Origin of the sequence: Thalassospira sp. MCCC 1A01148 (assembly GCF_001613795.1) — a bacterium.
Taxonomy (GTDB): Bacteria; Pseudomonadota; Alphaproteobacteria; order Rhodospirillales; family Thalassospiraceae; genus Thalassospira.
The window spans coordinates 169,767-196,098 of record NZ_LPVZ01000022.1; the positions used below are offsets into that span (position 1 = coordinate 169,767).

The 26,332-nt window shown below is 55.9% G+C and carries 21 protein-coding genes and 2 tRNA genes; 13 read left to right on the forward strand and 10 right to left on the reverse strand.

Going from position 1 to position 26,332, the window contains the following annotated elements:
• Positions 1–229: 229 nt before the first annotated feature.
• Together AUQ43_RS18265 and AUQ43_RS18270 are read right to left on the reverse strand one after the other, a co-directional pair.
• The gene (locus AUQ43_RS18265; RefSeq protein ID WP_062957742.1) at positions 230–808 is read right to left on the reverse strand and encodes a GNAT family N-acetyltransferase; all 579 of its coding nucleotides are present in this window, start codon (positions 806–808) and stop codon (positions 230–232) included.
• On the reverse strand, positions 808–1,674 hold the full coding sequence (locus AUQ43_RS18270) for an N-formylglutamate amidohydrolase (protein WP_062957743.1): 867 nt from the start codon (positions 1,672–1,674) through the stop codon (positions 808–810). Before AUQ43_RS18270 ends, AUQ43_RS18265 begins: the two co-directional genes overlap by 1 nt.
• A 245-nt stretch (positions 1,675–1,919) precedes the next feature.
• Between AUQ43_RS18270 and AUQ43_RS18275 the strand changes: the two genes are divergently transcribed.
• Both AUQ43_RS18275 and AUQ43_RS18280 read left to right on the forward strand, forming a co-directional pair.
• A tRNA-Val gene (locus tag AUQ43_RS18275) sits at positions 1,920–1,996 on the forward strand.
• Between the two features lie 16 nt (positions 1,997–2,012).
• A tRNA-Val gene (locus AUQ43_RS18280) sits at positions 2,013–2,089 on the forward strand.
• Between the two features lie 50 nt (positions 2,090–2,139).
• Here AUQ43_RS18280 and AUQ43_RS18285 read toward each other — a convergent pair.
• The 3 genes from AUQ43_RS18285 to AUQ43_RS18295 are packed head-to-tail and all read right to left on the reverse strand — an operon-like array spanning position 2,140 to position 7,086.
• Positions 2,140–3,282, reverse strand: a complete 1,143-nt coding sequence (locus tag AUQ43_RS18285; RefSeq protein WP_062957744.1) for an ABC transporter permease — start codon at positions 3,280–3,282, stop codon at positions 2,140–2,142.
• Between the two features lie 4 nt (positions 3,283–3,286).
• A complete protein-coding gene (gene rbbA / locus AUQ43_RS18290) occupies positions 3,287–6,064 on the reverse strand; it encodes a ribosome-associated ATPase/putative transporter RbbA (protein ID WP_062957745.1) in 2,778 nt (925 codons plus the stop codon).
• 11 nt (positions 6,065–6,075) lie between these two features.
• The gene (locus AUQ43_RS18295; protein ID WP_062957746.1) at positions 6,076–7,086 is read right to left on the reverse strand and encodes an HlyD family secretion protein; all 1,011 of its coding nucleotides are present in this window, start codon (positions 7,084–7,086) and stop codon (positions 6,076–6,078) included.
• A gap of 337 nt (positions 7,087–7,423) precedes the next feature.
• Here AUQ43_RS18295 and AUQ43_RS18300 point away from each other — a divergent pair, with 337 nt between their 5' ends.
• Positions 7,424–8,548, forward strand: a complete 1,125-nt coding sequence (locus tag AUQ43_RS18300) for a metallophosphoesterase (protein WP_084272167.1) — start codon at positions 7,424–7,426, stop codon at positions 8,546–8,548.
• A gap of 190 nt (positions 8,549–8,738) precedes the next feature.
• On the opposite strand, the gene AUQ43_RS18305 is transcribed toward AUQ43_RS18300, so the two are convergent.
• Positions 8,739–9,428 carry a FadR/GntR family transcriptional regulator gene (locus AUQ43_RS18305; protein WP_062957747.1) on the reverse strand — a complete coding sequence of 230 codons (690 nt, stop codon included), beginning with the start codon at positions 9,426–9,428 and terminating at the stop codon, positions 8,739–8,741.
• Positions 9,429–9,604: 176 nt separating this feature from the next.
• On the opposite strand from AUQ43_RS18305, the gene AUQ43_RS18310 reads away from it, so the two are divergent.
• From AUQ43_RS18310 to AUQ43_RS18340, 7 genes are all read left to right on the forward strand, one after another.
• Positions 9,605–10,402: a transporter substrate-binding domain-containing protein gene (locus AUQ43_RS18310; protein ID WP_062957748.1), complete on the forward strand. Its 798-nt coding sequence runs from the start codon at positions 9,605–9,607 to the stop codon at positions 10,400–10,402.
• An 82-nt stretch (positions 10,403–10,484) separates the two neighbouring features.
• Entirely contained in the window at positions 10,485–11,156 is a 672-nt protein-coding gene (locus AUQ43_RS18315; protein WP_062957749.1) for an amino acid ABC transporter permease, read from the forward strand.
• The gene (locus tag AUQ43_RS18320; RefSeq protein ID WP_062957750.1) at positions 11,156–11,896 is read left to right on the forward strand and encodes an amino acid ABC transporter ATP-binding protein; all 741 of its coding nucleotides are present in this window, start codon (positions 11,156–11,158) and stop codon (positions 11,894–11,896) included. The genes AUQ43_RS18315 and AUQ43_RS18320 overlap by 1 nt, the downstream gene beginning before the upstream one ends.
• A 33-nt stretch (positions 11,897–11,929) precedes the next feature.
• Entirely contained in the window at positions 11,930–13,180 is a 1,251-nt protein-coding gene (locus tag AUQ43_RS18325) for a cysteine desulfurase-like protein (protein WP_062957751.1), read from the forward strand.
• 17 nt (positions 13,181–13,197) lie between these two features.
• Positions 13,198–14,613, forward strand: a complete 1,416-nt coding sequence (hydA, locus tag AUQ43_RS18330) for a dihydropyrimidinase (protein ID WP_062957752.1) — start codon at positions 13,198–13,200, stop codon at positions 14,611–14,613.
• A gap of 347 nt (positions 14,614–14,960) precedes the next feature.
• A complete protein-coding gene (locus AUQ43_RS18335; RefSeq protein ID WP_181838550.1) occupies positions 14,961–17,153 on the forward strand; it encodes a GNAT family N-acetyltransferase in 2,193 nt (730 codons plus the stop codon).
• Positions 17,137–17,586, forward strand: coding sequence for a transcriptional regulator (locus AUQ43_RS18340; RefSeq protein ID WP_114129834.1), 450 nt, complete (start codon positions 17,137–17,139; stop codon positions 17,584–17,586). The genes AUQ43_RS18335 and AUQ43_RS18340 overlap by 17 nt, the downstream gene beginning before the upstream one ends.
• Before the next feature lie 138 nt (positions 17,587–17,724).
• On the opposite strand, the gene AUQ43_RS18345 is transcribed toward AUQ43_RS18340, so the two are convergent.
• Entirely contained in the window at positions 17,725–18,045 is a 321-nt protein-coding gene (locus AUQ43_RS18345) for a Dabb family protein (RefSeq protein ID WP_062957755.1), read from the reverse strand.
• A gap of 255 nt (positions 18,046–18,300) precedes the next feature.
• A complete protein-coding gene (locus AUQ43_RS18350) occupies positions 18,301–21,408 on the reverse strand; it encodes an FAD-binding and (Fe-S)-binding domain-containing protein (protein WP_062957756.1) in 3,108 nt (1,035 codons plus the stop codon).
• A gap of 246 nt (positions 21,409–21,654) precedes the next feature.
• On the opposite strand from AUQ43_RS18350, the gene AUQ43_RS18355 reads away from it, so the two are divergent.
• The 3 genes from AUQ43_RS18355 (at position 21,655) to AUQ43_RS18365 (ending at position 24,669) form a co-directional block, all read left to right on the forward strand.
• The gene (locus AUQ43_RS18355) at positions 21,655–22,785 is read left to right on the forward strand and encodes a LysR family transcriptional regulator (protein ID WP_062957757.1); all 1,131 of its coding nucleotides are present in this window, start codon (positions 21,655–21,657) and stop codon (positions 22,783–22,785) included.
• Between the two features lie 105 nt (positions 22,786–22,890).
• On the forward strand, positions 22,891–23,937 hold the full coding sequence (locus tag AUQ43_RS18360; RefSeq protein WP_062957758.1) for a patatin-like phospholipase family protein: 1,047 nt from the start codon (positions 22,891–22,893) through the stop codon (positions 23,935–23,937).
• 177 nt (positions 23,938–24,114) lie between these two features.
• Entirely contained in the window at positions 24,115–24,669 is a 555-nt protein-coding gene (locus AUQ43_RS18365) for a sugar O-acetyltransferase (RefSeq protein WP_062957759.1), read from the forward strand.
• A gap of 186 nt (positions 24,670–24,855) precedes the next feature.
• Here the strand turns inward: AUQ43_RS18365 and AUQ43_RS20475 are convergent, their stop codons facing one another.
• Together AUQ43_RS20475 and AUQ43_RS18375 are read right to left on the reverse strand one after the other, a co-directional pair.
• Complete coding sequence (locus tag AUQ43_RS20475; protein ID WP_062957760.1) at positions 24,856–25,467, reverse strand: hypothetical protein; 612 nt, start codon at positions 25,465–25,467, stop codon at positions 24,856–24,858.
• A 188-nt stretch (positions 25,468–25,655) separates the two neighbouring features.
• A complete protein-coding gene (locus AUQ43_RS18375) occupies positions 25,656–26,189 on the reverse strand; it encodes a cytochrome b/b6 domain-containing protein (RefSeq protein ID WP_062957761.1) in 534 nt (177 codons plus the stop codon).
• Positions 26,190–26,332 lie beyond the last annotated feature (143 nt).

Sequence of the window (26,332 nt, forward strand, 5' to 3'; positions counted from 1 at the left end):
GTTTGCTCAATGCTCTTGCGCTGCTTTTGACGCCGACACTTTTCAGCATTTCCAGAGCATCGCAATTAATAGGTAGTCGGTGGTTTGGTCCCCCCTTGGAACCAGCCGGTCCGGAGGTCGACTATAACACAAGGTTCTTGTTTTAACATACTGTATTTTGTGCTTTGGATTCTGAGGGGGGCTGTATGTTGTGCTGTGAGGCGTTGGGCTGTTTTGGTCGCAGCTAGCCCTACTTCTCGCGCGTTGGATTGCTGTCGGGGTTGTCGCTATCCCCGTCGCCCAGGCCGCGCTGCATGATCACGCTATCGACCCAGCGGCCCATTTTAAAACCGGCTGACTGTAACGTGCCGGCCACCCGGAAGCCCAACCGCGCATGCAACCCGATAGACGCCACATTGGCACTGTCGCCGATCACCGCGATCATCTGGCGATAGCCAAGGGCGGTGACGCGTTTGATCAGTTCCGAAAGCAACGCACTGCCAGCCCCCTTGCCGACGACTTCCGGGGCAATGTAAATCGTGTCCTCGACCGTAAAGCGATAGGCCGGGCGGGTTCGATAGGCCCCGGCATAGGCAAATCCCTCAACCCGGCCATCCACATCGGCCACCAGATAGGGCAGGCCGCGTTCACGCACATGTTGCCAGCGCGATGTCAGCTCCGCGATTTCAGGCGCACGTTCTTCAAACGATGCCAGCCCATGCAAAACATGGTGGCCATAAATCTCGGTGATGCGTTCAAAATCTTCGGGTTCGGCATCGCGGATGATCAGGTCGCTCAACACGTCGCTGGTGTCGGTGGCTTCGGTCATTAAAACGGGTTCCCGTCGAGATCATGGAAGCGCGATATCAGATCGGTCATCTGGTCGCGCAGGACGTCAAATCCACGATGCGGGCCGATTGTTGCTTCATCCATATAAAGCGCGCGCGAAAGCTCGATCTGAAGGCTGTGCACATGTTCTTGCGGGCGACCGTAATGGCGTGTGCAATAGCCCCCGGCATATGGATCATTGTGCGCGGGCGCAAAGCCCATATCACGGAAACAATCTTCCACAAACCGCGTCAATGACGGGTGGCAGGAACTTCCATAGCAATCGCCAAGCACCAGATCAACGCGGTTTTTTGCGCTGTCGCACGAATCTCCGGGCATCGAATGGCAATCAATCAGAATGCAGTAGCCAAAATTCGCCCGCGTCTGATCAATCAGTTTCTGCAATGCCTGATGATAGGGCCGATAATATGTCTTGATCCGCGAAAGTGCTTCTTCGGCGGGCAGGCGGGTCTTGTATATCTCGACCCCGCCGCTGACCACGCGCGGGATCGATCCCAGTCCCGAAAGGGCGCGCATCGAATTGATGTCGTCATCCTCGGGCAGGTCGCCATCAAACATGCGCGGATCAAGCTCCATCGCCGCCCGGTTCACATCAACATAGGCCCGCGGGAATGTTGCGCACAGCAAAGGCGCGCCAAGCTTGGGGGCGGCATTGAACAACTGATCGACAAAGGCATCTTCGGATGCGCGCAGCTCGAACGCGCCAATCCGTGCGCGTTCAATCAGATCCTGCGGGTACTGGCGGCCGGAATGCGGGGATGCAAACACCACCGGCAGGGTTTGCCGGGGTGGCAGGATTACGGTGGCAGGGCCAGTTGAGGCGAGTTCCGAAGGCAACTGGTTCATTGTCTTTCGTAATGTCCATCCCTTATGACGCGGATTTGGGCTTCGTCGTCCGTCTTGCGATCCGTTATCATACTATCTTCTAGCATATGGGAATTGCCACGGATTTGATGAACATTTTTTGTCAAAAAACCATTTCTGGGGTTGCGCCAAGTCCAGCCTTGGGCTAAATACCGCCTCGCCGACGCAAACGGCACAGACCATTGTTTTCGGTTACGAAGCCTTGGTCTTTGGAAAGATGGATTTGCGGGCCTATAGCTCAGTTGGTTAGAGCGTTCGCTTGACATGCGAGAGGTCACAAGTTCGAGTCTTGTTAGGCCCACCATCTTTCAAACCCATAGGGGCCTATAGCTCAGTTGGTTAGAGCGTTCGCTTGACATGCGAGAGGTCACAAGTTCGAGTCTTGTTAGGCCCACCATTCCCACCCCGCCGGTTCCCGCGCGGGGTTTTGTGTTTCCGGGCCAAGGCTTAGCGCATCTGCGCGATACTCTTCCTGAACCGCAGCGCGCTAAAGGCAAAGAAACCCACCCCAATCGCAAACACCAGCAGGAATTCCGGCCAGACGACGTCTATGCCCGCCCCACGAAACAGGATGGCCTGCGCGTATTTGACGAAATGGGTCGCGGGCGAGAATTGCATGATGTTCTGAAGTTCCTCGGGCATGCTTTCAAGCGGCGTGCTGCCGCCCGAGAGCAAGCGTAACGGCAACACCACAAGAATGAACAGCAAACCAAATTGCGGCATGGATCGCGTCATGGTGGCCAGGAAAATGCCAAGGGCTGTGGCAAAGAACAGATAGATCACCACACCGCCCATGAACAAAAGCTTTGATCCGGCAATCGGCACGCCCAGCACCAGCTCGACCACGAAAACAAGCGACAGCATGCAGGCAATCAAAATCACGAGCCCATTGGCCCAGACCTTTGCCAGCATGATTTCATAGGGGTTCAGCGGCATCACCAGAAGATGCTCGATCGTGCCATGTTCGCGTTCGCGAATAAGTGCAGCGCCCGAAAGAATGATCGACAGCATGGTGATCGCATTGATGATCTCCATCGTGCTGGTGAACCATTCGCTTTGCACATTCTGGTTATAGGCATAGCGGGTGACGATGCTGGCGGCTTCTGTTCGGTTCTGCCCGGCCCAGGCCGACTTGCCGCCAAGCCAGGTCGAGACTTCCTGTGCGATGATGTTGCTGACATAGCTCTGGCCGATCCCGGCCTGCATCATCGCCGTAGCATCGATGTTAAGCTGCACTTCCGGGTCGCGGCCCGAAACCACATCGGCCTCAAATCGCGGCGGGATGACCAGCACAAAGGTAAATTCACCACTGTTCATCGCCGCATCAATGTCGCGTTCGGCAATGCGGACCGGTTCCTGAAAATACGGGGCCAGAAACGCATCCGAAATGCGCAGCGAAAGGGCTGATCCATCCTGATCGGCAATCGCGATCGAACCACGCCGCAAATCATGCGAAAAGCCCGTAGCGGCGTTATAAATCGCAAAGGAAAACGCCCAGACAATCAGCGCCATAAGCACCATGTCACGTCTGAGGCTGAAAAGCTCCTTGATGCCAAGGCGATAGATATTGCTGATCCGTCTGCCAAGCATATGCTTACACCTCCTGCTTTCTGAGAAGCAGCATCGAAAGCACGGTCAATGCCGGGAAAAAGATCAGAAGGCTGATCAGTTCGGGATAAAGCTCTGCAAAGCCAAGCGCCTTGGTAAAGGTGCCGACACTGATCGACATGAAATGCGATGTCGGGATGATGGTTGAAAGCACCACCGGCGCGCCTTCAAGCGAAGAGACCGGCTGCATCATCCCCGAAAACATCACAGACGGCACCATGGTCGCAATCGCCGTACCAAAAAGGGCCGCGATCTGTGTGCTGGTAAAGGATGAAATCAAAAGCCCAAGACCCGTGGTCGCCGTGACAAACAGGATCGCACCGACCAGAAGGGTCAGGCCATTGCCCTGCAACGGCACCTCAAACCAGAACAGCGCCATCGCCGTCATCAAGACAAAGTTGATCAGGCCAAGCCCGATATAGGGCAATTGCTTGCCCCATAAAAACTCAAGCTTGGAAACCGGGGTCACATAAAGGTTGGTGATTGATCCCAGTTCCTTTTCGCGCACCACGCCAACCGCCATCAAAACGGCGGGGATAAACATCAAAAGCAACGCAATAACGGATGGCACCATGGCATAGATGCTTTTGAAATCCTGATTATAGCGATAGCGCGTCTCGATGCGCATCGGCTGGCCCATATCAGCAGTGCCAACATCGCGTTTGCGGTGCTCGCTCAGATACCGCTGATGAATGCCTTCGACATAGCCGTGAATAGTCTCGGCACGAAATGGCATGGAGCCATCAATAAACGCCCCGATTTCAGGGCTGGCCCCACGACCGACATCACGGCCAAAGCCCGGCGGAATTTCAATCGCCAGCGTGATCTCGCCCGACAACATCCTGGCTTCAAGATCGCCAATGCTGGCAAGCGGTTCCTGTTCCTCGAAATAGCGTGAACCTGAAAGGTTCTCGATATAGGTGCGGCTTTCCTGACTGCGGTCACGATCAAGCACCGCATAGGTCAGGTTTTCAACGTCAAAGGTAATCCCCCAGCCAAATACCGGCATCAGGATTGCGGTCCCGATCAACGCAAACATCAGGCGGATCGGATCGCGCACCAGTTCCATGGTTTCACGCAGGGAATAGGCCCATAACCGCCGGAAGCTGAACAATGATGCGCGGGCCGGTTTCCAGCTGACTTGGTCGTCATTGCTTGCGCTTAGCGCATCTTCCGGGGCAGGGGCGGGCGTGGTGTCCCCGTCTGCGCCATCTGCTTCCTCAAGATGGCTGATAAAGGCTTCTTCCAGTGTGTCGCAACCGCGCCCCTTGGTGATGGCGCTTGGCGTGTCGCTGATCAAAACCTTGCCCGCATGCATCAGCGATATGCGATCACAGCGTTCTGCCTCGTTCATGAAGTGGGTGGATATAAAAATCGTCACCCCCTGATCACGCGAAAGTTCGACCAGCAATTCCCAGAATTCGTCACGTGCGACCGGATCAACACCCGATGTCGGCTCATCCAAAATCAGGATTTCCGGGTTGTGGATGATCGCGACTGCCAATGACAATCGCTGACGCACGCCAAGCGGCAACCTCTCGCTTAGATCCTCAAGATAGGGGCCAAGCCCGAACCGCTTGGAAAGCTCGTCGATCCGCGGCTTGATTTTGTCGTGGCCCAGGTGAAACAGATGCGCATGCAGCTCAAGGTTCTGCATAACGGTCAATTCGGAATACAGCGAAAAGGCCTGGCTCATATAGCCAACCCGATTGCGAAGCGCGATATCCTTCCCGTCCACCGGCTTGCCAAAAAGTTCGGCCGTGCCTTCGGACGCATTCAAAAGCCCGGTCAGCATCTTCATGGTCGTGGTCTTGCCACAGCCGTTGGAACCCAGAAATCCGAAAATCTCGCCTTTCTCAATGCGGAAGCTGACATCATCGACCGCAGTAAAATCGCCAAACTTCTTGGTCAGGTGTTCGGCAACAATCGCTGGCGTGTCGCCATGAATGGTGCGTTCCGGGATGGTCAGCTCATGATGGCCTTTGCGTTTCTCTTCGGGCAACAGCGCGATAAAGGCCGCCTCAAGCGTATCCGTCCCGGTGCGCTCCAAAATCTCGTTTGCTGTGCCGGTCGCAAGCACCTTGCCATCATTCATCGCAATCAGCCGGTCAAAGCGCGCCGCCTCATCCATATAGGCGGTGGCGACCAGAACCGTCATCTCGCTTTGGGTTTGGCGGATCGCATCGATCAGTTGCCAGAATTGCTGGCGTGACAGCGGATCAACACCCGTGGTCGGTTCATCAAGGATCAGGATATCGGGATCATGGATCAGCGCGCAGCATAGACCCAGTTTCTGTTTCATCCCGCCCGAAAGCTTGCCCGCCGGGCGCTCGGTAAACGGATCAAGTCCGGTCGCCTCGACAAGCCGTGCTATGCGTTCATCACGCTCGCGCTTTCCCTGCCCAAACAGGCGGCCAAAGAATTCAAGGTTCTCGCGCACCGTCAGATCCATATACAGGTTCTTGCCAAGCCCTTGCGGCATATAGGCAATGCGCGGCAGGATCGCGTTGCGGTGCCGGGTGTCTTTCATTGATCCACCAAGCGTCTCGACCGTTCCGTCCTGCACCTTGCGCGCACCTGATATCAGGGCCAGCGCACTTGATTTACCCACCCCGTCCGGGCCGATAAAGCCAACCGTCTGTCCGGCCGGGATTTCAAGGCTGATGTCATCAAGGGATGTGACCTTGCCATAGCAGTGCGTCACCCCGTCAAGGCGCACAGCAATTCGGGATGCGTCGTCGCTGTGGTTGGTGTGCTCCACCATTATGTTGCGCTCTATTGCGTGTTCTGACGCAGGGTCGCGTCATCAGGAACATTCGGGGTGAAGGCATCCGGCCAGTTGTCATGATCGGCCAGCATGACATAAGCCTCGCCGGGCAGGCCGGTTTTCACCCGCTTGATATGCTCGGCCAGCAATTCCGGGTCGATCCGCACCTTGACGCGAAACATCAGCTTGTCACGCTCTGCCCTTGTTTCGACCTCGCGCGGGGTAAATTGCGCATCATCGGCGACAAACGATACCTTGGCCGGAATGACAAAATCTGGCGCGGCATCCAGAACAATCCGGGCCTCATTGCCGACAAACGCCAGCCCTGCCTGACGGGTGGGCAAGAACACATTCATGTAGACATCGGTCAGATCGATCATGGTGATCACCGGGCCACCACCGGCCAGAACCTCTCCCGGTTCGGCAAGGCGGTATTGTACCCGACCATCGCGAGGCGCCCTCAGGACCGAATCATCAATCTGGACTTCAATGCCATCAAGTGCTGCCGATGCGGCGGCGACATTCAGGCGCGAACTGGTCAGGCGCGCCTTGGCCGCGCTCAGGGCGGCGCGTGCAATGTCACGGTCGGCCCGGCGCTGATCGACTTCCTGTCGGGAAATGTTGTTGTTTTTGACAAGCTCTTCGGCACGCGAAAGCTGCTGCTCGGCAAAGGAAAGCTCGCTTTCGCGTTGGATAATCTGGGCTTCGGCCTCGGCAATGCCTTGCTCGGCGCTCGCGACCTCCGCACGGGCGCGTGCGCGGCTGGCCATCAGTTCGGCGGTATCCATGCGCGCCAATACCTGCCCGCGCGTGACCTGATCACCTTCCTCGACCAGAACTTCTTCCACCCGCCCGGCATATTTGGTGGCAACACGCACTTCCTCGGCCTCAATGCGGCCATTGCCCGATGCGATATAGTCAGGCAGATCTGATTGCTGTGCCTGCCAATAGGCATAGCCACCCGCCGCAGCGGCGACAATCACCACAAGAACGATCAACACGGCACGCAAGCTTTTCATTCCATTCTCCGAAAACGGGGCGGACCAAGGCAGAGCGTTGGCAGGCCGGGATGGGTTTGTTGACGCCGTCAATCCATCTGACCAAAAGTCACTTGTCTTTGCAACGCGACACTTTCTGGAATGATCCTAGGTGATTGCAATTCGCTGTGCTTTGATGTTGCGCAATCTATTTGAAAACCATTTGCCGGTTTCAGACGTTTAACGGATGGGTGGCGCAAGCCCCTTATGGGCCATATGCGGCGTTCGGAGCATTTCCCGCCAAATTGGCGGCGATTGTTACGGGCGTTTCGGCTATATTGCGCTGCGATTGGTTTGTTTTCAAAGGATTGTCTGTCCGGTGCTGTTTTTTCACATCAATGTCGCTCTTGCCTGTTTGTATGTTCTTTTGCGTCACGTGCGGTATCTGGCGTGGCCGCTTTGGGCAAAGGTCGCCTTTGGCGTGTTGCTTCTGGTTGGCTCCCAGCATCATCTGTATTCCCGCATTGCCTTTGGCAGCATGTTCTTGCCGGAATTCCCGCAGTCGGTTGTGGTGGCGGTCAATGTTGCCTTTGGCGTGATTTTCTTTCTGGCGTGGTTCCAGTTGGCCTATGACCTGGTCGGGCTTCTTCTGCGCTGGGTGATCCTGCGCCGCAAGCAGCACCCGCCAAAAATCTTGCGCACCATCATGTCCTTTGCTGCCATCGCACTGGCCAGCTTTGGCGTGGCAGAAAGCATGCGTGTGCCCGACGTCAAGGAAATGGATGTCACCATCCGCAATCTGCCGGACCGGTTTGATGGCTATCGGCTTGTGCAGCTGACCGACCTTCACATCAGCAAGTTCTATGAGCGCCCCTGGGTGGCCGAGGTGGTTGAAAAAACCAACGCGCTTGAGCCGGACCTGATCGTGATCACCGGCGATCTGATCGATGGTGAATTGCCGCTGCGCTACGATGATGTGCAGCCGCTTCACGATCTTGTCGCCCCTGATGGCGTCATCACCATTCCGGGCAACCATGAATATTATTTCGGCTATGAAAACTGGATGCGCCATTATGGCGGGCTCAATATGCTCACCCTTGAAAACGATCATATCGTGCTGGACCGTGATGGGGATCAGCTGACCATCGCCGGTGTTACCGACCTTCGCGCCGGCAACACGGACCGCCCTGAACCAGATGTTGCCAAGGCGCTGGAAGGTCGCCCGCAAAATGCCCCGGTGATCCTGCTTGATCACCAACCGAAAATGGCCCGTGATGCCGCCCCGCTGGGTGTGGACCTGCAACTTTCCGGTCATACCCATGGCGGCATGGTATGGGGCTTTGACAATATCGTTGCCATGGTCAATGGCGGCTTTGTGTCGGGCATGTATGACATTGACGGCATGCAGCTTTACGTCAATAACGGCACCGCCCAATGGCCGGGCTTTGCCATCCGCGTTGGCGTGCCGGCCGAACTCACCGTGATCACGCTTCGAAAGGGCTAATCGGAAACAAGCCTTTTACGACGTCGTCATTCCCGCGAAGGCGGGAATCTCAATCGGTGGTACGGGAGATGGATTTCGGGTCTGCGCTTTGCTGCGCCCGGAATGACGGGATTTCATGTCATGAAAAGCACAAACGGCGTCCCGGGATATCAGGACGCCGTTTGTGATCGGGTAGGGCGGATGATCAGGCTTAGGTTTGCAAACCGGCACAACGCGCGGTGTTGCGGACATGGGCCTGCATTTCACGTCGTGCGCCGTCGGCATCATTGTTGCGCAGGGCCGCAATGATTTTGCGGTGTTCGCCGATGGATTCCCGCATGCGTTCCGGGTCGGTGATCGGGATCGGCTGGCGCTGGGTTTCGGTGATCTTGTCGCGCACCGCCTGATAAAGTTCGCGCATCATGCTGTTCGAACATGCCTCGACAATCGTTGCGTGGAATTCCAGATCGGCCTCGACATTGGCAATCAGATCCTGTTCGGCCCAGCATTTTTCCATGCGGTTGGTCGCATCTTCCATTGCTTCAAGCTGGGTCGCGGTCAGGCGGCCACAGGCCAGCGCGGCAATTTCACTTTCAAGGATCATGCGCGTCTGGAACACGTCAAAAACACTGTGGCTTTCCGAATAGCGCCACGGTGCCATGTCTGCTTTGCTACGACTCTCCGGGTCGGTCACAAAGGTGCCACGCCCGGCTTCGGTCTTGATCAGGCCAAGTGTTTCAAGGGTCAGAAGTGCTTCGCGCAATGAAGCCCGGGAAATGCCGAATTTCTGCGCGAATTCGCGCTGGGATGGGATTTTGTCGCCCGGGGTCAGTTCCCCATTCTGGATCATGTCCTGAATTTGGCGTGCGACCGTCTGCGGTAGCGGCGTGCGGTTGAACATTCCCTCGGGTCCTTCTTGCGTATTTTTTGCTCAGTTGTTGGTATGAAAACAAATCTGACTCATTTTTGCACAAACAATCTTGCACGTGTCATCCAAATATGTTTGTCTGGCCTGACTGGTCAGACCAGTTAGACCAGAAGTATCTCAGGGTAGGCTAAAAACACAAGGAATTCATAATGAAGTTTCTCAACTTTCTGACATCCAGCGTCGTTGGCGGCGTTCTTGCCGTGTCCTCACTGGCATCCGCAAACGCAGCAGACCTGACCGTTGGGGCCAATATCGGCAACGTGCCGTGGGAATTCGAAGAAGCTGACGGCACCGTGGTCGGTTTCGAAGTCGATCTCGTCAATGAAATCGCAAGCCGCCTTGGCAAGTCGGTCGAGTTCGTCAACATCCCTTTCAACGGCCTGTTCCCGGCCGTGCAGTCGGGCCGGATCGACATGGCGGTTTCATCCATCACCATCACCGACAAGCGCCTTGAGTCTGTCACCTTCGCACAGCCTTACTATGACAGTGACCAGTCCCTGACCGCCACGGCAGAAGGCGGCGTTTCGGGTCTTGCAGACATGGATGGCAAGGCCGTTGGTGTTGATACCGGATCCACCGGTGACATGTGGGTGACCAAGAATGGCGACGAATACGGCATTGCCGATGTCCGCCGTTACGAAGGCCTGTCCCCGGCGATGCTTGATCTGCAGGCGGGCCGTATCGACGGTTACGTAAGCGACATTCCGGCGCTGCTCTATTACGTCAAGGACAAGCCGAACCTCAAAGTGGTCGAGCGCATCACGACGGGTGAAAAATACTCGATCATGTTCAACAAGGATGCCGAACTCGCAACCGAAGTTAACGATGTTATCACCGAACTGAAAAAAGAAGGCTTCATCGCCGGTCTGCATGAAACCTGGTTCGGTGCAGCCCCGGAAGACACCACCTCGACGGTTAAGGTGCTTGATATGCCGTCCATCGACTAAGCGCATATCGCATCTCTTGCTCACCGACGGTACCAAACGGCTCCCGGTATCGTCGGTGGGGCAACTCTGACTTGGTGGTGAAATGGATTTATTTTCGACTTTCTTTAACATCCCCGTCCTGATGCAAAGCCTGCCGCAACTGATGAACGGCTTGCTTGTCACCATCGGGATCGGCGCAACCAGCATCATTGCCGGTCTGATCGGCGGGCTGTTTCTGGCCGTTTTGCGCCTGTATGCCGGGCCGGTCGTCACTGCGCTTGTGCGTGGCTATATCGATGTGTTCCGCTCGATCCCGCTTCTGGTGCTGCTGATCATTGTGTATTACGCGCTGCCCTTTGTCGGTGTGCGCCTTTCGCCATTCTTTTCGGCGGTCACCGCATTGACGCTGGTGTCCGCGGCCTACACGGCCGAAATTTTCCGCGCGGGCATCGAAGCCATCCCCAAGGGCCAGTTTGAAGCATCCGCGGCCCTCGGTCTTTCCAACCGCTACATCATGACCGATGTCATCCTGCCCCAAGCCATCCGCATCGTCATTCCGCCGCTGACCAATAACTGCATCAATGTGCTGAAAGACACCGCACTGGCATCGGTTGTTGCCATGCCCGACCTGCTCAAACAGGCGACCCAGGCGCAGGCACTTGCCGCCAACCCGACGCCGCTGATTGGCGCTGCCGTGATCTATCTGATCCTGCTTCTGCCGATGGTGCGCTATGTCGCGCATCTTGAAAAACGTTTTAGCCGCGGGAGAAGCTGATGAAAGCGCCACTGATCAAAATTTCCAACCTGCGCAAGACCTATGGCCAGTTCACCGCCCTGCATGGCATCGACCTTGAAATCGCCCAGGGCGAAGTGCTGTGCGTTGTCGGCCCGTCGGGCTCTGGCAAATCAACCCTGATCCGTTGCATCAACCATCTCGAAGCGTTCGAGGACGGCAGCGAAATCACCGTTGATGGCATCCCGGTGCGCCCGGGTCCCGATCTGGATCAGGTCCGGGCCGAAGTCGGCATGGTGTTTCAGTCGTTTAACCTGTTCCCGCACATGACCGTGCTGCGCAATGTCATGCTGGCCCCGATCCGGGTCCGCAAAATGTCCGAGGCGGACGCCGAAAAACGCGCCCGCGATCTGCTTGAAAAGGTCGGCATTTCGGTTCAGGCCGACAAATACCCGGCCCCACTCTCGGGCGGGCAGCAACAGCGTGTGGCGATTGCCCGTGCCCTTGCCATGGAACCGCGTGTGCTTCTGTTTGACGAGCCAACCTCCGCCCTTGATCCCGAAATGGTTGGCGAGGTTCTCGATGTCATGAAAAAGCTCGCCGGGACCGGGGTCACCATGGTCGTGGTCACCCATGAAATGGGCTTTGCCCGTCAGGTCGCCGACCGCGTCCTGTTCATGGATGGTGGCGCGATTATCGAGGCCGGAACCCCGACCGAAATTTTCGATGCGCCCAAAGAAGAACGCACAAGGAACTTCCTCCACGCCGTTCTCGACCATTAGAATAAAAGACAAATCAACCGGAGGATGCCTTCAATGGCAGATCAACGTACCCTTGATATGGACTATGTCCACAGCCAGTTTCCAGCCCTTGCCAATGGCTGGACCTTCTTTGACAATGCCGGCGGATCGCAAATCCTGTCCAAGGCACTGGACCGCATAAATGCCTTCCTGATCGAGCGTAATGTGCAGATCGGCGGGTCCTACGAAGTCTCGCAAAAGGCGGCCGAAGCCCTTCTGGATGCGCGCAAGTCTGCCGCCCAGCTGGTCAATGCGAGCCGCCCCGAAGAAATCATTTTCGGCGCCTCGACCACGGTATTGCTGCAAAACCTCGCGCGCGCCATGCGCAGCCAGTTCAAACCGGGTGACGAGATTGTCGTTACCATCGGCGATCATGAAAGCAATATCGGCCCGTGGGTGGCGCTCGAGGAATTCGGTGTGAACATCCGTTTCTGGGAACCCGATGTCAAAACCGGCCGTCTCAGCCTTGATGGCCTCAAGGCCGCAATGAGCGACCGCACCAAACTGGTTTGTGTCACGCACGTGTCCAACATCATTGGCGAAATCAATCCGATCCGTGAATTCGCCGATTACGCCCACGCCAATGGTGCGAAAATCTGTATCGATGCTGTCGCCTATGCGCCGCATCGTGCGGTGGATGTGCAGGCCTTTGACGCCGACTATTATGTCTTTAGCCTCTATAAAACATACGGCCCGCATGGGGCGATGATGTATGGCAAGTATGACCTGCTGCTCGAGCTTGATACGCTCTATCACTACTTCTACGGCAAGGACAAAGTCCCCGGAAAGCTTGAGGCCGGCAACCCCAGCTATGAAATGGCCTATTCGGTTTGCGGCATTGTCGATTACCTGACGGAGCTTGGCGAACGTGCAGGCGGGTCCGGCACCGTGCGCGATAAAATCGTCGCCGCCTATGACGCCATCGCGGCACAGGAAAATGCCCTGACCGAACGTCTTCTGACCTATCTGCGCGGCCGCAATGATTGCGTCATCGTCGGGCAGGATGACAATCGCGACGGCACGCGCATCCCGACCATTGCGTTCCGCTTTGATGGCCGTAATGCAGAGGACGTCTGCAAGATCATTGACCGTGAAAAGATCGCCATTCGCTTTGGTGATTTCCATTCACGCCGTCTGGTCGAATATATGGGCCTGTCTGATAATGCTGGCGTTTTGCGTGTGTCGATGGTGCACTACAACACGATTGAACAGGTGGACCGTCTGACGGCGGCGTTTGACCGCCTGCTTGACGCGACCGATCAATAAGGGGGGCAGGCCACATCATGCAGTTTGACCGCATCATCAAAAACGGCACCATCGTCACCGCCAGCGACACCTATATTGCCGATCTTGGCATCAAGGATGGCAAAATTGCCGCCATCGCCGATGCCCTGAGCGGCGCGGACGACATCATCGATGCCACCGGGCTTTACGTTATGCCGGGCGGCATCGACAGCCACGTGCATATTGATCAGCCATCCGGCGATGGCATCGTCATGGCCGATGATTTCGAAAGTGGCACCCGATCGGCGGCCATCGGCGGCAACACCTCGATCCTGGCGTTCTGCATGCAGGAAAAGGGCGACAGCCTGCGTCATTCGCTCGATGTCTATCACGCCAAGGCGGATGGCAATTGCCATATTGATGTGGCCTTCCACCTGATCGTCACCGATCCGACCCCGTCCGTACTGGGCCAGGAACTCCCGGCCCTGGTCGAGGACGGCTATACCTCCTTCAAGGTCTTCATGACCTATGAAAACCTGCGTCTGCGCGATGATGAAATCCTCGATACCCTTGATGCGGCGCGCAATACCGGCGCGCTGGTGCTGGTCCATTGCGAGAACGAGGACGCCATTCGCTTCCTGATCGGTCAGCACGAAGCAGCCGGTGAATTCTCCGCCAAATCCCACGCCACGACGCGCCCGATTGCGGCCGAACGTGAAGCCACCCATCGCGCGCTGTCACTGGCCGAAATCGTCGATACCCCGATTGTGATTGTCCATGTGTCGAACCAGCAGGCGATGGAAGAAATCGAACGCGCCCGCGTACGCGGCTCCAAGGTCGTTGGCGAAACCTGCCCGCAATATCTTATGCTGACCGCTGATGATCTTGATCAGGAAGAACTCGAAGGGGCAAAATTCGTCTGCTCCCCGCCGCCACGTGACAAGGAAAGTCAGGACGCCTGTTGGGATGGTCTGGAACGCGGTGTGTTTGACCTGTTCTCATCCGATCATTGCCCGTTCCGCTTTAACGACCCGGAAGGCAAGCTCAATGAAAAGGGCAAGAAAAGCTTCCGATGGATCCCCAACGGCATCCCCGGTGTGGCAACCCGCCTGCCGATCCTGTTTTCCGAAGGCGTGCAAAAAGGCCGCATCGACCTCAACCGCTTTGTGGCACTCACCGCAACCAACCACGCCAAGCTGTATGGCATGTACCCGCAAAAGGGCACAATCGCCATTGGCTCGGATGCTGACCTCGCACTTTGGGACCCCAACAAAAACGTCACCATCACCAATGACATCCTGCAACAGGGCTGCGATTACAGCCCCTATGAAGGCCTCGAAGTCAAAGGCTGGCCCGTCCACACCATCGTGCGCGGCAAAACCGTGGTCAAGGACGGCGAAGTTACGGGGCAAAAGGGCGATGGCAAATACTTAGCCCGGCAGAAATCAAATCTGGTGACCTCAAAGCCAGTCTGATCCAGCAGGCTCAACCGCCACCACCACCCCACACCGTCATTCCCGCGCAGGCGGGAATCTCGAGCCACACGCACCAAAACCAAAAGGCAGTACCATAAATAGGTGCTGCCTTTTGGCGTTTCTTGTCTTCTGCAAAACAAATTTGAGTGCCGTGACCGCGAGGTTTTGGGTTTGGTTAAGCTACGTAGCTTTCAGTTCCTCTCTTTGGGCCCGAGTTTTAATAAATTGCGCGAATGAACAACTAGACCTCTTACAAGAAATTTGAGTTTCTACTTTAACTAGTTCTTGTATAGGCAGTCCGCCAAATATTATACGTGTTGGTGGGTGTTAAATTAAAGGGGTTGCAGTTGGCTATTGGGTTCTCAATTTTATCTAAGGCTGTCGACGTATATAAATTTGTGACCGATTGCCGGGAAGCGGCTGATACCGAGAGGTTGGCGCTAGGTTTTTTGCCAGAAGCTGCGTACCAACAAGCAGCAGAGCAGGGAAAGCTATTTGTAGCTGTTTCTTCAGGTGGTGCTTACCTTGGCCATTTAATGTTTGGCGGCGTTTTTCCTTACGTAAGGGTTATGCAAACCTATTGCGTCGCGGAATGTCGCCATCTGGGTGTAGGCAAATCCCTAATCAGTACTCTTGTGTCTTGGGCGGAAACCAGAGGGTATCTGAGTATTACTGCCCGGGTGGCATCTGACCTTGTTGCCGCAAACAAGTTTTATGAGAACTCAGGTTTCGAAACGGTTCGATCAGAAAGAGGTGGGAAGGTCCGCAACCGCACCATTTTGACGAAAGTCCTGGACCTCGATACTCCCAATTTGTTCGATCTAATGGGAGATCAACGCCAAGCTTCGGTTCCAAGCCTTGGGTTGAAAAGCGCTTTTTCGGGAGCAACGCCTCTTTATGCGATAGACTTGAATGTTCTTTTCGATTTTAGCAAAGGGCGACCTCGCGAGAAGGAGGCACAGGCAGTTCTTAAAGCTGCTCTAAATCATGAGTTTCAAGCAGCTTTGACTGATGAGTTTCCGAAAGAGCTCTTGCGCACGAGCTATAATCCCGATGACGATACTATGCTGAAGCTATGTGCCCTATTCTCTGAAATTCCGGACGTAAGGGATAAAGACGAGCTAAGGAAACTTAAAGGTCTTCAGAATGACCTTGCCAGATTGGTTTTTCCGGATCGTGCGCGGTCGGCAACTTTAACTAAGCAAGATATTTCCGACCTTAGGCATTTGTCATTATGCATTATTCACGCTGCTAATGGCTTCATCACTAGTGAGAAGGCAATTCTGAGAGCGCGAGACCGTCTGCTGGAAAACTATCAGTTGGACGTCTTGAGCGTCAGCGATTTTGCTGAAAGCCCCGACGACGAATTTAATCGGGGACTAGAGTTTCGCTCGGACGAAATCACCAATGTCGAAATCTCTATCGTTGATGCTAAGGCTGTGTCCAAGGCCGAAGTAGAAGGCTTCTTTGATATCGTATTGTTAAGTGAAGGTCTTCGATCCGCCTTGCTAAAAGGTTGGACAGGACTGACGGGAGCGCATTGTCAGGCTGTTAAAGAAGGTAATAAGCTTGTCGCAATGATGACTTGGAAAGCTGAGCGGCGCGGACCATCTGCCACATCAGTGAAATTAGTTGCCAGCGAAACTTCCGGAAATACAAAAGCTGTCGTTGATGGCCTACTTGGAAAACTTTGTGAGAACTTATCTAAGCATGCGCCGGCAATTCTTGAGCTGGAAATACCTGTAGGGCATGCGAAAACACGTGAAGTCGCTCTCTCACTGGGATTTCGCCCCGACGATGAAGATAAAACCTCTAGAACAGTTTTCCATAAAATTTCATACGGCAAGGTCATTACAAGTAATCTCTGGTCTCAGTTCAGGGCCGACTTAATTGCTCTCGCCAAAATAAAGTTGCCTGAGCAGCCACCGAAGTATGAAAGCGCCAGTCAAGTAATTGAGTATCGTGACGCAGAGGATAACCTCAATCAGTTGTCTCTCGCTGAATTTGAGACGCTGTTGTCACCTTTAATTCTTCTTTTGCCGCATCGCGATGGATTGATTGTACCAATCCGAAGATATTATGCGGACGACCTGCTTGGGACTTCTGATCAGCTCTCTTTGTTGGGGGATCACTCCGCTTCGATTCACAGTTCACGCGTTTATTACAGTAGGCCGAATAAAACTATACAGCCCAATAGTGTGATTATTTTTTATGAGTCGTCTGCCGGAAATGGGCGAAGCAGTGCAGTCGCAATTGCAAATGCAACACAGGTGCGAGAGCTGACATCCGCACAGATTGCAGTTGAAACCAACCGATTTGGTGTAGTGCGGCATTCGGAACTTAAGAACATTGGCAAAAGTCCGCGCAAGCTAACTTTGCTTTGTAGCAGTATAGTGAAATTTAACGATATCGTGTCATACAGCAAACTGTGTAAGCTCGGATGCAACAATGGTGCGCGGTTTGTTACCGCAACACGTATTAGTCATAACGAGCTACTTAAAGTGGTTGCTGCAGGGGGATTGAATGGCGCGAACGGATAACATTCTTATCTCAGTCGAAGACCGATATGTTCGCCGAATGCTTCGCGGAGAAAAGAAAGTAGAGTTGCGCCGTAAAGCTCTCAACCTTGTGCCAGGCACGCACGTCTGGATATATAGCAAACTTCCAAAAGGCGAAGTTTGCGCACTTGGTGTAGTGGACCGGGTCGCTGAGGCGAGTCCAGATGGCATCTGGGAAGAATTTTCTGACGTCAGCGGCGTTAGCGAATTTGAATTTAAAGAATATTTTTCTGGCGCGACCAAGGGCTATGCAATTGTGTTCGAGGACGTGTTTCCTCTAGGGAGGGGCCTATCGTTGTCGTCGATTCGCTCCAAGGTTGGAGCTTTCCAGCCACCACAGTTCTTTAAACGATTGAATGCGAGCGGCCCGGAGCTGTCATACTTTCAAACAGCTTTGTCTCCAGAGTACGCTTAGTTTAATAGTCACTCCTTCACCGCCTTTACCAATGCTCTACCGGATACTAAGCAAGGCTTTACTCTTACAATATCGCAGAGTAGCTGACAGCTGCAGCGATAGACTGTGAGCAGGCTGTTCGAGCTCAAAACCGAACGACTACGCTGAGGTTCCAACAACCAAATCAAACACCACCAACCCGGCGACACCACCGTCAAGCAGTCCCACCAACTGCCCACCCAAGGCCTTATGCTCTGGGTGTTCCAGATAGGCGTCTCGGGCTTCCGCATCGTCAAAATCAATTGAAAATCCGTGGCGGAAGCCTTGTTCCAGGCCCTCCGGGCTGACCGAAACGCCGCCCTCAAAGCCGCGCATGCCGGGGATATGGCTTTTGAGGTCCGCCAGCTTGGCAAACAGGCTGTCGATGTCGGCCTTTGTGACCTCGGCCTTGAATTTGGTCAGAACGATGTGACGGATCATGGGGACTCCGGTTGGCGGCTTTCGTAGCCTTAGACGTTGGACTGTCAGAGATATTTATGGTCGACCACCAGGATCAGATCCGGTGCCGCTATTTGATCCGGAATAATACCGCGTGCCGGGAAGAGAGCCATGCTCCCTGCCGTCGCTGGATCGGCGATCTCGGCCGCTGACCCAGAAAACCCGTATGACGAATACGCCAACTGCAAGCGCGATGATCGTGCCAAGGATGTTTTGTATAAGTTCCATCTCTTATCCTCAAACCAAATGCCGCGCCAGATATTCCACCGGATGCTGCGGCTTCACACCTTCATAGCGGTCCACCTGACAGCGGCAGGAATAGCCGGTCACCAGCATGTTCTGTGGGCCGGTGGCATCGACCTTCTTTTTCCAGCTCAGGTCATACAACGCGCGCGAGGTTTCCTGATGGCGGGTTTCATGGCCATAGACACCGGCCATGCCACAACACCCGGTTTTTTCCGTGGCGAGCTTTAACCCGAACGCCTCAAAGATCTTCTGCCATTTGACACCGACATCGGGGATGGACGTCTTTTCCGTGCAATGGGGGAACAGGCTTGCCGGGGTTTCCGTGGTGCTGATGTTAACGCCGTTATCAATTTTCGGCGGGGTGAGGCGGCCGTGCTCGATCTCGCCCGCCAGCCATTCATGGAACAGATGCACGCGGTAATCTGGGCGGTTTGAAAGCCGCTGTTCGTATTCCTGCCGGTAGGTCAGGGTCACGCTGGCCTCGATCCCGATCATGGGCACGCCGGATTTGGCGATTTTGCCCAGCACGATGTCATTTTGCGTCGCCTGATAATCAAAGCGTTTGAGGAACCCCTTCACATGCATCGCCTTGCCATTCGGGCGGTAGGGCGGCACGAAAACGCGGTATCCAAGGCGCTGCAAAAGATCGACATGGGCCAGCACCACATGGGTGTCGTAATGCGTGGTAAAGCAATCCTGCACAAGGATCACCGACTTGGCCTTTTCTTCCGAGCTTAAGGCCTCCAACTCTGCCTGCTTGAACTTGCCAATGCCGCGTTGGCGCAAGGCTGATTTAAGGCTTTGGCGATGGAGTTTCGGCAAATCGGTCAGGCCGATGAAGCGTTTGAAGATCCAGGGCATCGGCGGGATGGATTGCAGCGCGTTAAACAGCCCCGGCGCCTTTGCCAGAAGCGGGGCGATATTTTCCAGTGACGCAATCACATGGTCCTTGATCGGGCGTTTATAGCGCGTGTGATAGGTCTCAAGGAACCGGGATTTCATTTCCGGGATATCGACCTTGACCGGGCATTGCCCCGCACACGCCTTGCACGACAGGCAACCGGCCATCGCCTCATACACGTCATGGGAAAAATCCCGGCCATTGATGACGGCCAAGTCCTTGTTCATCGGATCGGTGCCGACCGAAAGCTGGCGGATCCATTCGCGGATCATCCCGGCCCGGCCCTTGGGCGAATGCACGCGCGATCGCGTGACCTTATAGGACGGGCACATGGCATCCATCAGATCCCAGTTAAAGCACGCCCCGTTGCCGTTACACCGCGTCGCGTTCAGGTATTCATCACGCAACGCATCCTCGATCTGGCGGTCAAACTGGCCGCGCATCGGGGCTTCGTCGATTGCGGTGATCGGTGTGTTTTTGCTATACGGCGATGCGATCTTGCCGGGGTTAAGCTGCCCTTCGGGATCAAACGCCTCCTTGATGCGGCGCAGAACATCATAAAGCTCCGGCCCGAAATAGACGGGGGAGTATTCGCCCCGGAACCCCTTGCCATGTTCGCCCCAGATCAGGCCGTTATAGCGTTTGGTAAGCTCCGCCACCGCATCGGAAACGCGCCGGATGCGGGCCTCGTCCTCTTCATCCATCATGTCAAGCAGCGGGCGGACATGCAAACACCCGACATCGACATGGCCAAACATGCCGTAATCAAGTCCCTCGGCATCCAAAAGGGCCCGGAACTCGGCAATGAAATCGGCAAGGTTTTCTGGCGGAACAGCGGTATCTTCGACAAACGGGGTGGCGCGGCGTTTGCCCTCAAGATTGCCCAGAAGCCCCACCGATTTCGCCCGGATCGACCAGATGGCGGCGATTTGGCCCGGGTCGGTCGCCTGCACAAAGCCGATGGGGGCGTAGTCTTCAGTCGGGTTGGCCTCAAGGTAGGCTTTGAGTTCCGCCTGTTTGGCCGCCACCTCGGCCTCGCTCTCGCCAACGAACTCGACGACGTTAAAGCCGCGCGTGGGTGTGTTGCTGTTTTCCGTGCCGAGAAGCTTGCCCAGCATGTGCCAGCTTTCATCCTGCTCGGCCAGTTTCATGACCTTGTCATCGATGCTTTCAATCGCGACGGGGTCAAACTGCACCAGCGTTTTGACGTGACGAAGGGCACTGTCAAAGCTGTCATAGCGCACGACCGTGACGGCCTTGTGTTTTGGCAGCGGAATGACGCGGAAGGTAATTTCCTTGACCATGCCAAGGCTGCCCTCGGCCCCGGCAATCAGAAAGGACAGGTTCATGTCCCCGGTGTCAGATACCGCTTCCTTAAGGTTATAGCCCGTAAGCCCCCGGTTCATTTCCGGGAAGGTTGATTTGATCTGATCCCGCCTTGGCGCGATTTCGTCATGGACCTTTTTATAAAGCTGCCCGACACGATCCGCGCGGTCCATGGTGTCTTTGGCTTCCGTCGCTGTCATCGCGCGGGTATTGAAATCCGTGCCGTCGATCAGAACCGTGGTCATGTCATGGATGTAATGGCTGGTTTTGCCATAAATCCGCGATCCCTTGCCCGAACTGTCCGATCCGATCATGCCGCCCACCGTGGCGCGGCTCGCGGTCGACACGGCCGGCGGGAAGAAATAGCCGTATGGCTTCAGCCAGGCATTCAACTGATCAAGCACCACACCGGGCTCGACATGCACAAGGCCACGTTCGGCATCAAAGCCAAGGATATCGTTCAGGTGTTTGGAGGTATCAAGAATGATGGTGTTGTTCAGCGACTGGCCATTGGTGCCGGTCCCGCCGCCCCGCGGGGTGATTTTGACCTCGGAAAATTTCTCACGGCCCGCAAGCTCCATCACCACATTGATGTCATCGCGCGTTCTGGGCTGCAGGACGGCGGTTGGCATCACCTGATAGACGCTGTTATCGGTGGCATTGATCAGCCGGGTCGGGAAATCGGCATGGATTTCACCGGCAAACTTGCCCTCGGCCTCCAGCGTTTTGAGAAACCCCAGCGTCAAACTGTCCAGCGACCGATCCGGGGTCAGGGCCGGCAGCTTTTTGATCACGCTTTTGTTTGACGCGTTGGTAACCGGATTGGTGGCCGGATTGGTAACCGGGGTGGCAGCCGGGGCAGGGACGGACATCAGGCTCTCTCAATACTCGTATGATAATATCATATGCCTTTTATCGGATTTTCCGGTGCGGGCCGGTGGGTCCGATCTGGCATGAATGTCATTTGACAGCAAGGCCATTGCAAAGACAAATTAAAAAGTCTGAACTATTATTCAATTTCATTTAATAATGGATGTCTGTCGGATTTTACTGAATTCCACTGCCCTGAAAGGCGGCTGGGCGGCAAATTTAATCCTCATACAATTGGGAATGGCTGGATGTTATCCTCGATCAGTTTACGTCATATGCGCGTTTTTGCCGCCGTCGCCGATCACGGCTCTTTCTCGGCTGCGGCAGATGTACTTGGCCTGACACCACCAGCCCTGACCAGCACCATTCGCCAGTTTGAAGAGGCCACAGGTGCTGCCCTTTTTGATCGCACGACCCGCCAGGTAACCCTGACCCAGACCGGCGAGCGGTTTTTGCCGATTGCGCGGCGGTTGCTGGCCGATTTTGAAGAGGCGCTTGGTGATCTTGATGCGCTGTCAAAGGGAGTTGGCGGCAAGATTACGATTGCAGCCGCACCCTCGGTTCTGACGCGTATTTTGCCCGCCGTGATTTCCGAATTTGTTGCCGCCCATCCCGATGCGCGCATTCGTTTGGATGAACGCAATGCCGGTGAAGTGCATGAGGCGGTGGCAAACAATGCCGCTGATTTCGGCATTGCCGGGGAATGGCAGGCGCTGCCCGATATTGCGTTTCGCCCGCTGTTTTCCGACCGGTTTGGCGTGCTGTGCCGCGCCGATCATGCCTTTGCCCAAAAGTCGGTTTTGCGTTGGTCGGATTTGACCGGCGAGAGGCTTGTCGGGTTGGGGCCGGAATCCGGGACCGGGGCGCTGATGGCGCAGCCCGGTGTCACAAGCGATCTGTCATCTGACACCATGCCGGTCCTGAGCCCCGCTGTGCGCGATGCGGTGGCGGCGGGAATTCCGGCGGCGAAAACGGTTCTGGCGCGGGCGCAAAAGGCGATGCGGGCCGAGGAAAAGGTGCTGCGCTCACTTGATCCGAACGCCAGCAGTGTAGAGGAAGGCAGCGATATCGCATTGGGCGCAACCGGCCCGATCCTGCCGCGCCCGATTGTCGAAACATCCAACACCATCACGCTGGCGGCCATGGTCGCCGAAGGGGTGGGGATCACGGTTCTGCCGGAACTGGCAGCGCGCGTGTCGGATATGGCGGCACCCGAAAAGCTGGTGTTTGTGCCGCTCACCACCCCGGAACGCCATCGCCATATCGGCGTGATCACCCGCAAAAGCAAAAGCCTGTCACCGATTGCACGGCTGTTCCTTGATCAGGTGATCGCGCTTGCCCCCAAGCAGGACCTTCCGGCCAGTTTGACATGGTATTGAGCCGGGGTCGTTTTCGGCCATTAGATATCATTGCTGGCAGATGGTGCGGTTTGCGACATATCATGACCAGTATGCCGAACATTATGACCAGGTGCAGGAGATGGCATGAGCGAGCGTGCGAAGCAATCGACGGCGACCAACCGCAAACAGATCAACCTAGCCCTGCAGGGCGGGGGATCGCACGGGGCGTTTACCTGGGGCGTTCTGGACCGGTTGCTTGAGGATGAAGAGATCGAGCTTGAGGCGATTTCGGGCACGTCGGCGGGGGCGATGAATGCCGCCGTGGTGACGTCGGGCTTTTGCAAGGGCGGTCATGACGGGGCGCGCGAGGATCTTGAGCGGTTCTGGTCAGCGGTTTCGGAAGCTGCGCGGTTCAGCCCGCTTCAGCGATCGCCGATTGATGTTTTGTTTGGCAACTGGTCGCTTGGCAATTCGCCGATGTATCAGTGGCTGGATATGTCGGCCAAAATGTTTTCGCCCTACGATCTGAACCCGGTGGGTGACAATCCGCTGGCGGGGCTTTTGGAAGATGTGGTCGATTTTGATTTGCTAAACAAAAGCCCGACCAAGCTTTTCATCACCGCGACCAATGTGGAAACCGGCCAGGCACGGGTGTTTCGCAACCCCGATATCAGCCTTGATGTGTTGCTCGCCTCGGCCTGTTTGCCCAATATTTACAAGACGGTCGAGATTGATGGCGTGCCCTATTGGGACGGGGGATATTCCGGCAATCCCAGCCTTGGCCCGCTGGTGCGGGAATGTTCGGCCAATGACACGGTGCTGGTGCAAATCAATCCGGTCAAACGGCCGGGGATCCCGAAAACGTCGCACGAGATATCAAGCCGGCTGAACGAGATTTCGTTTAACAGTTCATTGGTCAAGGAGCTGCGCATGATGTCGGTGATCCGCAAGGACATGCCGCCCCATCAATGCGAAGCCAGCAGTTGGGGCACCATGCGCATGCATCTGATTGCAAGTGATGTGATGCTGGAGCTTGATCACACGTCCAAGATGAATGCCGAATGGGATTTCATGACCATGCTGCGCGACAAGGGACGCGAGGCGGCAGGGGCGTTTCTTGATGCCCATCGTGGCGATATCGGAGAACGCCCGACGCTTGATCTTGAACAGTTTGCGCCCGATTACGTGTAGGAAGATCGCGCAGATGTTTCCCATGCTTGGCAAAGACAACAAGCATGGCGTCTTGATCGCGTGGGGGTGACGCGGATGCGTTTTTTATGCCGGTGGCTGGGGCAGCGCCGTGCAGATTGCAGTTACCCGCAATCCGGCGTAACGTGTTGTCCGTCCCGAACAACGCCACAGAGCATCATGGCAAAAAGCGAACTTGAAAAAATGCAATCCGGTGACTGGTATTCCTGCCTTGATCCGGAAATCACCGTGTTGCGCCATCGCGCCCTTGAGGCGTGCCATGAGCATAGCGTTCTCTATCCGGCGGAGCGCGGCAATATCGGGCCGAAACTGCGCGCGCTGTTTGCCGCTTGCGCGGATGATGTGCGGATCGAGGCGCGGTTTCATTGTGCCTATGGCATCAATATCCATTTGGCCGAAGACGTGTTTTTAAATGTCGGCTGTGTGATCCTTGATACGGCACCGGTAAAGATCGGGCGGCATTCGATGCTGGGTCCGAATGTGCAGATTTACTGTGCCGATCATCATCGTGATCCGGAGCTCCGCAAGCAGCATCTTGAAATCGCCAAGCCGGTGACGATTGGCGACAATGTCTGGATCGGGGGCGGGGCGATTATCCTGCCGGGGATCACGATTGGTGATGATGCGATCGTTGGTGCGGGGGCGGTGGTGACGCGCGATGTTGCGGCCGGGAGCAGCGTTGTTGGTAACCCGGCGCGGGTGTTGCCCCGTTAGGGGCAGCACGTGATGTCCCTGAGCCGGGGGTGGTGTGGCCTGTATTCCCGCTTTCGCGGGTATGACGGGTTGGGAATGACAGGTTGGGTATGACTGGCAAAGTAACGATCAGATTGTCATGCCTGCCTGGACGGGCATCCAGTGGGACGGGCAGGATCCGTAGCAGGTTTATGTAGCCGCAAACTCTTAGCCACAAACCTTGGGCAGGTCATATTCACCGCGAATTTCAGACAGGCCATCGGCAAGTTCCCGACGGCGGAGTTCGGCCGCGGTTTCATCGGCGATATTGGCATCCCTTGCGATGATGTCGCCATACATGGCGCGCGCGGTGCTTTCCTGTCCCTGATCGGAATAGGCAAGGGCTTCAAGCCACAGGCCGGCAACCACGAAATCGGCATTACCTGATTGCTGGGCCAAGTCGGCATTGGCAATGGCCGATGCATGGTCGCATTTGGCAAGGGCCGCAAGGCCGGTAAAGGCATCATCGCCGATCTTTGCGCGGATGCGATCACGCTTTTCCTTCTGGGCGGCTTCATATGCCTCGCGTTCGGCGGCATCGGCACTTGCGCCCGAAATGGCCCCGGCGGTTGCCCCGGTGGCCCCGCCATAAACCGCAGAGCGTGCCGCGGCCTCTATCGGGTCGCCGCCAAAGATCGCAGCCGTGACAAAGCCGCCAACGGCCCCCGAAATGGCCCCGATTCCGGCGCCTTGTCCTGCATATTCGCCGGTTTTGCCAGTGCACCCCGCAAGGGCTGCGATTGAAAGGCCAAGAGCGGTTGCAATGACGACAGGGCGCATGAGGTGTCCAATCCGGTTTCAATTCATAATAGCATAGCCTACATCGAAATCGCGCCCGACCGAAAGAGCGAAGGCAATCGCGTGCCGCAAACAAAAAAGACAACCTGCCAGAGGTGGCGCGGTTGCCTTAAGTTGGGACAAACCATTGCTGGATGTCACAGGGTAAGCGTTAAGCTGGTAAAGCCCGATCAGGCGATATCGTCCGTTGCCGGGCGGCGTTTGCGTCCCGTGATCATGGCGCGCACCAGATTTTCGTGATGACGGAGGCTGGCCAGCAACACGCCGCCAACATGCAGCAGAACAAGGAACAACAGGCCGTTTGCCAGCGCCTCGTGGGTTTCCTCTACCCACTCGGAACCCCAGAACATGGTGGTGGTGTACATCCAGCCGGTCAGAATGCAGCCCGCCATGGCGAGAATGAGGGCGATGATCATCGCCGCGCCGGCCGGGTTGTGGCCAAGATAACGCGGTTCCGTGCCGCGCAGGATATCGCCAAGATATTTAAGCGTTGCCCGGGGGCTTTTGATGAACTGGGTGAAACGGGCATAACGGGTGCCGATCAGGCCCCAGATCAGACGCAGTGCAATCAGGCCGCCCGCGGCATAGCCCGCCCAGTGATGCAGGCTGTCCCATTCTTCAGCCGTGACCCAGGCAATGACGAAACTTGCCGCCAAGCCCCAGTGGAACAGGCGGACAAACGGGTCCCATACTTTGACAGACATGATGCGTGCTCCTGACTGTTGAATGCGTTTTCAGATGGCGGGTTCGAAGAGGCGGCTTTGACCGAAGGCACCCGTGCAGGCAGGCACGGGGCGTGGGGACAGGACAACGGTCAAAGCCGCACTCAGCCGAGGGAGGACCGATT

Coding starts and splice junctions, on each gene's coding strand:
- AUQ43_RS18265 (WP_062957742.1), bottom strand. CDS start 808: ATGACCGAAGCCACCGACACCAGCGACGTGTTGAGCGACCTGATCATC.
- AUQ43_RS18270 (WP_062957743.1), bottom strand. CDS start 1,674: ATGAACCAGTTGCCTTCGGAACTCGCCTCAACTGGCCCTGCCACCGTA.
- AUQ43_RS18285 (WP_062957744.1), bottom strand. CDS start 3,282: ATGCTTGGCAGACGGATCAGCAATATCTATCGCCTTGGCATCAAGGAG.
- rbbA (WP_062957745.1), bottom strand. CDS start 6,064: ATGGTGGAGCACACCAACCACAGCGACGACGCATCCCGAATTGCTGTG.
- AUQ43_RS18295 (WP_062957746.1), bottom strand. CDS start 7,086: ATGAAAAGCTTGCGTGCCGTGTTGATCGTTCTTGTGGTGATTGTCGCC.
- AUQ43_RS18305 (WP_062957747.1), bottom strand. CDS start 9,428: ATGTTCAACCGCACGCCGCTACCGCAGACGGTCGCACGCCAAATTCAG.
- AUQ43_RS18310 (WP_062957748.1), top strand. CDS start 9,605: ATGAAGTTTCTCAACTTTCTGACATCCAGCGTCGTTGGCGGCGTTCTT.
- AUQ43_RS18315 (WP_062957749.1), top strand. CDS start 10,485: ATGGATTTATTTTCGACTTTCTTTAACATCCCCGTCCTGATGCAAAGC.
- AUQ43_RS18320 (WP_062957750.1), top strand. CDS start 11,156: ATGAAAGCGCCACTGATCAAAATTTCCAACCTGCGCAAGACCTATGGC.
- AUQ43_RS18325 (WP_062957751.1), top strand. CDS start 11,930: ATGGCAGATCAACGTACCCTTGATATGGACTATGTCCACAGCCAGTTT.
- hydA (WP_062957752.1), top strand. CDS start 13,198: ATGCAGTTTGACCGCATCATCAAAAACGGCACCATCGTCACCGCCAGC.
- AUQ43_RS18340 (WP_114129834.1), top strand. CDS start 17,137: ATGGCGCGAACGGATAACATTCTTATCTCAGTCGAAGACCGATATGTT.
- AUQ43_RS18345 (WP_062957755.1), bottom strand. CDS start 18,045: ATGATCCGTCACATCGTTCTGACCAAATTCAAGGCCGAGGTCACAAAG.
- AUQ43_RS18350 (WP_062957756.1), bottom strand. CDS start 21,408: ATGTCCGTCCCTGCCCCGGCTGCCACCCCGGTTACCAATCCGGCCACC.
- AUQ43_RS18355 (WP_062957757.1), top strand. CDS start 21,655: ATGTTATCCTCGATCAGTTTACGTCATATGCGCGTTTTTGCCGCCGTC.
- AUQ43_RS18360 (WP_062957758.1), top strand. CDS start 22,891: ATGAGCGAGCGTGCGAAGCAATCGACGGCGACCAACCGCAAACAGATC.
- AUQ43_RS18365 (WP_062957759.1), top strand. CDS start 24,115: ATGGCAAAAAGCGAACTTGAAAAAATGCAATCCGGTGACTGGTATTCC.
- AUQ43_RS20475 (WP_062957760.1), bottom strand. CDS start 25,467: ATGCGCCCTGTCGTCATTGCAACCGCTCTTGGCCTTTCAATCGCAGCC.
- AUQ43_RS18375 (WP_062957761.1), bottom strand. CDS start 26,189: ATGTCTGTCAAAGTATGGGACCCGTTTGTCCGCCTGTTCCACTGGGGC.